The following is a 9,237-nucleotide window of genomic DNA, read 5'->3' as shown; positions in this document are numbered from 1 at the left end:
GCCCTCAACTGCCTGGTGGACGTGATGCAGACCGCCCTCGACCCGCGCATCGAGCGCGCCTGACCCCGAGCCCGATGATGACTGCTCCCGTCACCGCCGCCTCCGTGGCCCTCGACGGCGGCGTGCTTGCCGCCGAGGACGTGACCCACGGGCCGGAGGCCGCCTTCGCCCCGTCGCGGGGCTTCTGGGGCCATGTCGGCCACCGTCTGGTGCGCGACCCCGTCGCCATGGGCGCCGGCGCCGTGATCCTGATCGTCGTGCTCATCGCGATCCTCTCGCCATGGATCACCCCGATGGATCCCTACAAGGGCTCCATGCTGCGCCGCCTGAAGCATGTCGGCGACGCCACCTACTGGCTGGGCTCGGACGAGCTCGGCCGCGACATGATCAGCCGGCTGATGCTGGGCTCGCGGCTGTCGCTGTTCATCGGCGTCACCCCGGTGCTGATCGCCTTCGTGATCGGCTCCGGCATCGGCATCCTAGCGGGCTATGTCGGAGGCTGGACCAACACGATCCTGATGCGCACCATCGACGTCTTCTTCGCGTTTCCGTCCGTGCTCCTCGCGATCGCGCTGTCCGGGGCGCTCGGCGCCGGCATCTTCAACTCGATCGTCTCGCTGACCTGCGTTTTCGTGCCCCAGATCGCCCGGGTGGCGGAGAGCGTCACCACGGGCATCCGCAAGCGCGATTACATCGACGCCGCCAAGCTGTCGGGCGCCTCGGCCCTGACGATCATGCGCGTGCAGGTGCTGGGCAACGTCGTCGGGCCGATCTTCGTCTACGCGACCAGCCTGATCTCGGTCTCGATGATCCTGGCCTCCGGCCTGTCGTTCCTCGGCCTCGGCGTGCGCCCGCCCGAGCCCGAATGGGGCCTGATGCTGAACACCCTGCGCACCGCGATCTACGTCAACCCGGTCGTGGCCGCCCTCCCGGGCGTCTGCATCTTCATCGTCTCGATCGCCTTCAACCTGTTCTCGGACGGGCTCCGGTCCGCCATGGAGATTCGCCAGTGAGCGTCATCCCGGACGCACCCGACCCGTTCGCCCGCGACCGCGGCGGACCCGCCCAGCCGCTCCTGTCGGTCTCGGGCCTCATCAAACACTTCCCGGTCCGCAAGGCCGGCGGAAAGAAGCAGGTGGTCCGCGCCGTCGACGGCGTCGACTTCGACGTGCTCAAGGGCGAGACGCTGGGCATCGTCGGCGAATCCGGCTGCGGGAAGTCGACCACCGCCAAGCTGCTGATGGGTCTGATCGAGCGCGATTCCGGCAGCCTGCTCTACGACGGGCAGGCGGTCGGCGAGCGCGCCATGCCCTGGCGATCCTACCGCCGGCAGGTCCAGATGGTCTTCCAGGACAGCTACGCCTCGCTCAATCCGCGCATGACCGTGGAGCAGTCGATCGCCTTCGGCCCGAAGGTGAACGGCGTGCCCGGCCGGGAGGCGGTGGAGCGCGCCCGCGCGCTGCTCGCCCGGGTCGGCCTGGAGCCGAAGCGCTTCGCAGGGCGCTACCCGCACGAGATCTCCGGCGGCCAGCGCCAGCGGGTCAACATCGCCCGCTCCCTCGCCCTGGAGCCGCGGCTCGTGCTGCTCGACGAGGCGGTCTCGGCGCTCGACAAGTCCGTGGAGGCTCAGGTCCTGAACCTGCTCCTCGACCTCAAGGCCGAATTCGGCCTGACCTACATCTTCATCAGCCACGACCTGAACGTCGTGCGCTTCATCTCCGACCGGGTGATGGTGATGTATCTCGGCCGGGTTGCGGAGATCGGGCCGTCCGACACGGTGCTCGACGCACCGGCGCATCCCTACACCGAGGCGCTGCTCGCCTCGATGCCGTCGCTCGATCCCGACAACCGCACCCAGGCCGCGCTGCTGGCCGGCGACCCGCCGAACCCGATCGACCCGCCCCCGGGCTGCCGCTTCCACCCGCGCTGCGCCCTGGCGGAGGGCGTGTGCAGCCAGAAGGAACCGCCCCTCGACGCGATCCGGCCCCTGCACCGTGTCGCCTGCCTCGCCCGTCAGCCCGGATCGGGCCATTCCGCGGCCCCCGCAGACGCGCTCGCCGCATGAGCATGCCCATGAGCACGCCGATGAGCACGCCGATCTCTTCCTCAGAACCCGCAGTCGTCCTCAAGGACCTGCGCGTCGCCTTCGGCAAGGTTCAGGTGGTCGACGGCGTCGACCTCACCGTGGAGCGCGGTCAGGCGATGGCGCTGATCGGCGAATCCGGTTCCGGCAAGAGCGTCACGCTCCGCGCGATCCTTCGCCTGTTCCCGGAAGGGCGCAGCCGCATCGAGGGCCGGATCCTGGCCGCCGGCAGGGACGTACAGGCGCTCACCAAGCGTCAGCTCGCCGATTTCCGCGGCGGCGACGTCTCAATGATCTTCCAGGAGCCGTTGCTCGCCTTCGACCCGGTCTACACTGTGGGCCGGCAGATCACCGAGGCGATCCTGCGCCACGAAACGATCTCCAAGGACGAAGCCCGGAAGCGGGCGCTCGCCCTGTTCGAGCGGGTGCGGATCCCGAGCCCGGAGCGGCGGCTCGACAACTACCCGCACGAGATGTCGGGCGGCATGCGCCAGAGAGCGATGATCGCGCTGGCGCTGGCCTGCCGGCCGCAGGTGCTGCTCGCCGACGAGCCGACCACGGCGCTGGACGCCACGGTGCAGATCCAGGTGCTGCTGCTCCTGCGCGAGCTCCAGCGCGACCTCGGCCTGTCGATCATCATCGTCACCCACGATCTCGGCGCGGCCGTGGAGGTCGCCGACCGGATTGCCGTGATGTACGCCGGCAAGATCGTCGAGACCGGCACCGCGCATCAGGTGGTCCTGGACCCGCACCACCCCTACACGATCGGCCTTCTGCGCAGCCGGGCGGAAGGGGCGCTGGCCAAGGGCTCTCGGCTCGAGACCATCCCGGGCAGCCCGCCCGACCTCGCGAACCGCCCGCCGGGCTGCCCCTTCGCGCCGCGCTGCTTCCTGGCCGAGGAGCGCTGCCGCCGGGAGATGCCGCCGGTCGCCGAGATCGCTCCCGGCCACCGCGTCGCCTGCTGGCGGACCGAGGAGGCCTCGGCGGCCTACCGGGCCGGCCCGACGCCCGTGCGCGCCGCCGAGCCGGTCCCGGCCTGACCTCGACGCCCCCGCGCCGAGGCTTTATCCGGCTCGGCGCGGTCCCGCGGTGGCGGACCGCGTCCGATCCGGCCGCGCGGGCATCACGATGAGCCAAGTCCTCTCCGAGCCAGTCTCGTCCGAGATCCTGCTCGTTCCCCGGGGCGAGGCCGGGCACTTCCTGACGGCGGCCCTCGGCTGGCTGGGCAAGCGGATCACCGTCACGGCCCAGCCCGGCACGGCGAATCACATCCTCTGCCTCCCGGTCCTCGATTTCGTGCGCCTCGGCTTTCCGGAGGCGAACGGCCGCCTCGACCTCCTCGAACCGGGAGACGCCGAGAACCTCCGCGCCGGGCGCGCCGCACTCCTCCTCGATCTCTCCAACGAGGGGCCGGGCCTGCACGCGCCGACCTTCGAGGCGCTTCACCGCAACCTCGCGGTGCTCGGCATCCCGCGCGATCGGGTGATCCTGGTCACGCAGAACCGGCTGCTGCGGCTCGATTACGAGCGGCTCTACGGCGAGGGCCTGCGGTTCTGGACCTTCGAGTTCTTCCCGCTCCAGGTTGCCCTCTGGCTGGACGCCGAGGCGGGTCCGCGGCTCTTCCCCCAGCATGCCCTCGATCGCACCGGCTACACGCCCTTCGCCCGCGCCTCCGGCCCGGCCCGCTTCCTCTGCCAGAACGCGGCTTTGCGCTGGCACCGGGTGCTGCTCTACCGGTGGTTCCAGCTCAACGGGCTGGACAGGGACGGGCTGATCTCCTTCCACGGCATCGGCGAGGACAACCCGAAGGCGGGCGGCATCAACGTCTTCCACGCCCCGCCGGAGATCGAGGCGGCTTTCGGCCCCCTGCTCGCCGATGTCGGCAGCTGGATCCCGCGCCGGGCGCGGCGGATCGATGCCGATCAGGGCACCGACATGGTCATGACCCTCGACACGGGCGCCTACGCGGAGTGCGACCTGACCGTCATCTCGGAGACCGACTTCTTCGAGCTGGGTGTCGAGCGCATCACCGAGAAATCCATCAAGGCGGCGGCGACGGGCCTGCCCTTCGTGATGGTGGGTGCGCCGCGCGCCGTCGAGCGGCTGTCCGAACTCGGCTTCCAGACCTTCGGCGGCCTGATCGACCACCATTACGATTTGGCGGCCGACCCGGCCGAGCGCCTGCCGCTCGTGTTCCGGTCGATCGAGCGGGCCTGGGCGACGTGTCGGGGCGACCGGGCGCGCTGGCATCGTCTGGCCCGGGAGCAGGCTGAAGCCAACGTCGCCCATGCCCGAACCGGATTGCTGCCGCAGCTCGACCGGGTGATGGTCGCCCCGCTGATCGTGCGCCTGGCCCGGTTCATGGAAACGGGCGCGATCGTGCACTGACGGCACTCCGACCGTGACCGCAGCCCCTCTGTCGCCGGACCGCCATTGCACCACCTGCGGGCGCGGCCACTACATCGCCGTCCGGTTCTGCCCCTTCTGCGGCGCCGCCCGGGAGCCGCCGCGTTCTGGCCCGGATGACGGGCCCGTCCCGCGGTCCACGTCCTGCTGGTGCCGTCACCGGAATTGGACCGACCCGCGCGCGCGACGGCGCCGTCCGCCCCGGAAGCCCTGCTTCCCCCAGCGCCTCCATTGCATCGACCGCCGCGCGCCGCGGCCCCGCCGGTTCGTGCTGGCGCTCATCACCATCGGCGCGCTCGCGTGGCTCGCGCAGGGCAGGCGGACGGGGCGTCCCGCGCCGGTCCGGATCACGGCTCAGGCCGGCTGGACGCCTGTGACCCTCGCGCCTTTCCGGGGCGCAAGGCTGCTGCGGGTCACGGGGGAGACCGCCTTCAGCCTGCGCATCGACGGGGAACGCATCGTGCGCGTCGCACCGGACCGCGGCGCGACCGTCCGGATGAAGGCCCTGCGGAGCCTGGACGTGCGGGCCGACCAGGGGCGCACCGTCGTCACGCTGACACCGCGACCGGAGTGATCGGGACGGCGCGCAGGGTCTCCGCCAGGCGCAGCACGGCCGGGTCGATCGCCCGCTCCGGCACAGCGGCATAGCCGAGCAGCAAGCCCGGCTCCGCCGGCCCGGCATGATAGGCCGAGAGCGCGACCGCGGAGATTCCCGCCCGGCCGAGTGCGGCTGCGGCGGCCACGTCGGTGAGGGCTGCGCCCCAGGCTGGCCCCGGCCGGGCGATGACGTGCATCCCGCCCTCCATGGGAGCGATTGCGGCGACATCCCCGGCATGGCGGCGCGCGGCCTCGATCAGCGCCTCCTGGCGCAGGGCGTAGAGGCGTCGCGTCCGGCGGAGATGGCCGGCGAGGTGTCCGTCCTCGATGAACCGGGCCAGCGCCCACTGACCGATCCCGGGCGGGGCGGGCCCCGTCTCCGCGAGGGCCTGATTCACCGGCGCCACGAGCCCGCGCGGCAGCACGAGATAGCTCAAGCCCAGTGCGGGGAGCAGCAGCTTGGAGAAGCTGCCGACATAGATCACCCGTCCACCGCGATCGAGGGCCCGCAAGGGCGCCAGCGGACGCCCGGCATAGCGATAGGCTCCGTCGTAGTCGTCCTCGACGATCCAGCCCGAGACCGCCTCGGCCCAGGCCAGGAGGTCGAGGCGGTTCTCCAGGCTCATGGCGTACCCGAGGGGGTAATGGTGGGCCGGCGTCACCACCGCGAGCCGCGCCTCCGCCGCCGGCGCGGCGGCCAGGGCCACCGACAGGCCGCCGGGACCGACCGGGACGGGCACCGGGCGCAGGCCGGCGCTGGCGAGGGCCTGCGCGATGCCGGGGAAACCCGGCTCCTCGACCAGGGCGGTCTCGCCGGGATCGAGCAGCAGCTCGGCGAGCAGGCGCAGGCTCTGGCGGATGCCCGCCGTGACGATGACGTCCTCGGGCTCGCAGGCGACGCCGCGGGCCTGCGCCAGATAGGCGGCGATGGCGCCGCGCAGGGCCGGCGATCCGCGGGGGTCGGGCTTCTCCGTCGGACCGTGGCGCCACTCGGCCTGGAGCAGGCGAGCCCAAACCTCGAACGGGAAGGCGTCCTGCGCAGGCCGGCCGAGGGCGAAGGCGTCGGGCACGCCCGGCCCCGCCATGTAGCTCCGTGCCGGAGCGGAGACGAGGCGGGCGCCCCGGCGCGACAGGTTCGGGGTCGGCTCGGCGCCCGGTCGCCGAATCGGGCCTGGCGCGGGGAGCGCGTCGTCAGGAAGGGTCGCGGCGACGCGCGTCGCCGAGCCCGGCCGCGCCGTCAGGTAGCCCTCGGCGGTCAGCTGCTCCAGCGCCAGGACCACGGTTCCGCGCGCGCAGCCGAGATCGGCCGCCAGGACCCGCGAGGCCGGAAGCCGGGCCCCGCGCGGCAGGCGGCGGTCGAGGATCGCGGCGCGCAGGCCCTCCCGGAGCTGCGCGTGCAGCGGCGTCGAGACAGCGGCATCCAAGGCCAGCGTCAGCGGCAGGGGGCTTCGGGACATGGCGCAAACTGGTCCAGTCGCAGTTCGAGAATTGGACCTTTCGCCTGGACCGCCGAACGGTCAAGCACGCGTGGGCATCACCGCCGCAGGACGAACCCATGTACCAGCCGCCTCACTTCCGGGACGATTCGCGCGCCGCTCAGCACGCGCTGATCCGCGCCTATCCCCTCGGCCTGCTGATCACGGCCGGCTCGGGCGGCCTGACGGCGAACCCCATCCCGTTCCTGCTGGATGAGGCCGGGCCGCACGGCGTGCTGCGGGCGCATATCGCCCGCGCCAACCCGCAGGGCCGGGATCTCGCCGCGGTGGAGGAATGCCTGATCGTGTTCCAGGGGCCGCAGGGCTACGTCACCCCGAGCTGGTACGCGAGCAAGCGCGAGCACGGCCGCGTCGTCCCGACCTGGAACTACGCCACCGTCCATGCCTGGGGCCGGCCGCAGGTGATCGAGGATGTGGAGTGGCTCGGGCGCCAGATCGCCGACCTCACCGCCCTGCGCGAGTTGCCGCGGGCCGAGCCGTGGGCGGTGGCCGACGCGCCGGAGCCCTTCGTGGCCGCCCAGGTCCGGGGAATCATCGGCATCGAGATTCCGATCACGCGGATCGAGGGGAAGTGGAAGATGAGCCAGAACAGGCCCGAGGCCGACCGACACGGGGTCATCGCGGGGTTGCGCGCCGAGGGCGAGGCGGGTCTCGCCGGGCTGGTCGCCGAGCGGAGCGGCCTGTGAGCGCGCGCCTCAACGCCTTCGGCCAACCCATCGGCCCGGCGCTGCCGGACTGGAGCCCGCGTCCGCGCCCGCCGCGGACGCCGATGGAGGGCCGCACCTGCCGGCTCGTCCCGCTCGACGCCGCCGCCCATGGTGAGGCCCTGTTCGAGACCTACAGCGCTGCCCCCGACACGCGCGGCTGGACCTACCTCGGCGACGAGATGCCAGAGAGCGCGGCGGCCTACCGGGCGCGGCTGGAAACCCAGCAGACAAGCGAGGATCCGCTGTTCTACGCGATCCTCGATCCCGCGCGCGGCGACGCGCGCGGGATCGCCTCGTATCTTCGGATCGATCCGGGTAACGGCGTGATCGAGGTCGGCCATCTCCATTTCGGGCCGCGTCTGCAGCGCTCGCCCGCCGCCACGGAGGCGATGGCGTTGATGATGACCCGGGCCTTCGACGAACTCGGCTACCGGCGCTACGAGTGGAAGTGCGACAGCCTCAACGCCCCGTCCCGGGCGGCGGCATTGCGGCTGGGCTTCACCTTCGAGGGCATCTTCCGCAACGCCGTCGTGGTGAAGGGCCGCTCCCGCGACACGGCGTGGTTCTCGATCACCGCCGCGGAGTGGCCGCGGGTCCGCGCCGGCTTCGCCGCATGGCTGGACCCGTCGAATTTCGACGGGGAGGGCCGGCAGCGGCACGGGCTCGCGGACCTGCGCGCCGCTTCGGGCTGAGGCATCCTCAGGCCCGACCGGCCAGGAACGCCTCCGCACTGCGCAGGCTGAGTGCCATGATGGTCAGCGCCGGGTTCGCCGCGAGCGAACTCGGGAAGGTCGAGCCGTCGCAAATCCACAGGTTGTCGATGTCGAAGCTGCGGCCGTGCGGATCGACGACGGCGCTCGACCCGTCGCGGCCCATCCGGCAGGTCCCGAGCGTGTGGGCGACGCGCTCCAGCACCCAGATGTCCTCGGCCCCCGCCTCCTCCCAGAGCCCGCGCATGACCTTCGTGGCATGCGCGTTGAGGCGGTCCTCGTTGGTGCCGTAGCCGAAGCTGATATGGGCCTTGCGCATCCCGTGCGCGTCGGTCTCGTCGGCGAGGGTCAGCACGTTGGCGTCGCAGGGCAGCGTCTCGCCGTTGATGCCGATGCCGGCGAGGCGGTTGTAGCGGTCGAGGTAGTCGAGGAGCGGCTTCCCCCACAGGCCGCGCCCCCGCGCCACCGCATTGCCGAAGGTCACCGGCACCACGCCGAGGCTCTGGATGAGGTAACCGCCGGCGAAGTCGGCGCCGGCGCGGATGAAATCCTCGGTGATCAGCGAGGACGGATAGCCCCGGTTCATCCGGACCTCGTTGTCGAAGGTACCCCAGACCTGGGTCGCCACGTGCCCCATGTAGTTGCGCCCGATCTGGCCGCTGGAATTGGCGAGCCCGAGATTGAGCAGCAGGCGCGGAGTCTCGACGGCCCCGGCACAGAGGAAAACGGCGCCGCACCGCTGCCGGCGATCCTCGCCATCCTGGCGGTAGACCACGCCGGTGACCCGGCCGTCGGCAGCGCGCTCCAGGCCGTGGACGAAGGCCTCGGCCCGGATCTCGGCACCGTGGGCCACCGCGTACGGCAGGTAGGTCACGTCCATGCTCGCCTTGGCGCCCGTGCGGCAGCCCTGGTGGCAGAAGCCGCAATTGATGCAGGCGTTGCGGCGGGGTCCGTCCTCGGACTGGAAATCCTGGGAGACCACGGCGGCGGGCGCGTCCGCCCACCGGATGCCGCGGGCCTCGCAGGCCCGCGCCATGATGTCGGCCGGGCCATTCCGCGGGACCGGGGGCAGGGGATAGCGCCGGCCGGCATCCCCACGATAGCTCGGCGCGCCCGACACGCCGAGAAACCGCTCCACCCGCTCCTAGAACGGAAGCAGGGCCTCGTAGGTCAGCTGCCAGTCAACGCCTTTCCCCGTCTTCGTGTGGAACCGGAGGTCCCGGGTGTCGGCCCGGGGC

Annotated in this window: 9 protein-coding genes; 7 read left to right on the top strand and 2 right to left on the bottom strand. The window is 72.0% G+C overall.

Features of this window, described 5'->3' with window-relative positions:
* Nucleotides 1-77: 77 nt before the first annotated feature.
* The 5 genes from I53_RS13130 (at nt 78) to I53_RS33915 (ending at nt 5,063) form a co-directional block, all read left to right on the top strand.
* Nucleotides 78-1,013, top strand: a complete 936-nt coding sequence (locus I53_RS13130) for an ABC transporter permease (protein WP_043351394.1) — start codon at nt 78-80, stop codon at nt 1,011-1,013.
* A complete protein-coding gene (locus I53_RS13125) occupies nt 1,010-2,065 on the top strand; it encodes an ABC transporter ATP-binding protein (protein ID WP_043351391.1) in 1,056 nt (351 codons plus the stop codon). The genes I53_RS13130 and I53_RS13125 overlap by 4 nt, the downstream gene beginning before the upstream one ends.
* A gap of 8 nt (nt 2,066-2,073) precedes the next feature.
* On the top strand, nt 2,074-3,123 hold the full coding sequence (locus I53_RS13120; RefSeq protein WP_374701321.1) for an ABC transporter ATP-binding protein: 1,050 nt from the start codon (nt 2,074-2,076) through the stop codon (nt 3,121-3,123).
* 88 nt (nt 3,124-3,211) lie between these two features.
* Complete coding sequence (locus I53_RS13115) at nt 3,212-4,471, top strand: hypothetical protein (protein WP_043351389.1); 1,260 nt, start codon at nt 3,212-3,214, stop codon at nt 4,469-4,471.
* A 286-nt stretch (nt 4,472-4,757) separates the two neighbouring features.
* Nucleotides 4,758-5,063, top strand: a complete 306-nt coding sequence (locus tag I53_RS33915) for a hypothetical protein (RefSeq protein ID WP_043351388.1) — start codon at nt 4,758-4,760, stop codon at nt 5,061-5,063.
* Here the strand turns inward: I53_RS33915 and I53_RS13105 are convergent.
* Nucleotides 5,038-6,543 carry a PLP-dependent aminotransferase family protein gene (locus I53_RS13105; RefSeq protein ID WP_043351386.1) on the bottom strand — a complete coding sequence of 502 codons (1,506 nt, stop codon included), beginning with the start codon at nt 6,541-6,543 and terminating at the stop codon, nt 5,038-5,040. The two genes, I53_RS33915 and I53_RS13105, sit on opposite strands and share 26 nt — an antisense overlap.
* Before the next feature lie 98 nt (nt 6,544-6,641).
* Between I53_RS13105 and I53_RS13100 the strand changes: the two genes are divergently transcribed.
* Together I53_RS13100 and I53_RS13095 are read left to right on the top strand one after the other, a co-directional pair.
* Entirely contained in the window at nt 6,642-7,268 is a 627-nt protein-coding gene (locus tag I53_RS13100) for an FMN-binding negative transcriptional regulator (protein ID WP_043351384.1), read from the top strand.
* Nucleotides 7,265-7,981 carry a GNAT family N-acetyltransferase gene (locus I53_RS13095; protein ID WP_043351382.1) on the top strand — a complete coding sequence of 239 codons (717 nt, stop codon included), beginning with the start codon at nt 7,265-7,267 and terminating at the stop codon, nt 7,979-7,981. Before I53_RS13100 ends, I53_RS13095 begins: the two co-directional genes overlap by 4 nt.
* Before the next feature lie 7 nt (nt 7,982-7,988).
* Here I53_RS13095 and I53_RS13090 read toward each other — a convergent pair whose 3' ends face one another.
* Entirely contained in the window at nt 7,989-9,137 is a 1,149-nt protein-coding gene (locus tag I53_RS13090) for a GMC family oxidoreductase (RefSeq protein ID WP_251982308.1), read from the bottom strand.
* Nucleotides 9,138-9,237 lie beyond the last annotated feature (100 nt).

The sequence above is a fragment of the Methylobacterium sp. B1 genome (assembly GCF_000333255.1).
Lineage (GTDB): Bacteria > Pseudomonadota > Alphaproteobacteria > Rhizobiales > Beijerinckiaceae > Methylobacterium > Methylobacterium fujisawaense.
The sequence above is the reverse complement of the archived record's forward strand: the minus strand, read 5'-3'. Positions and strand labels throughout refer to the sequence as shown.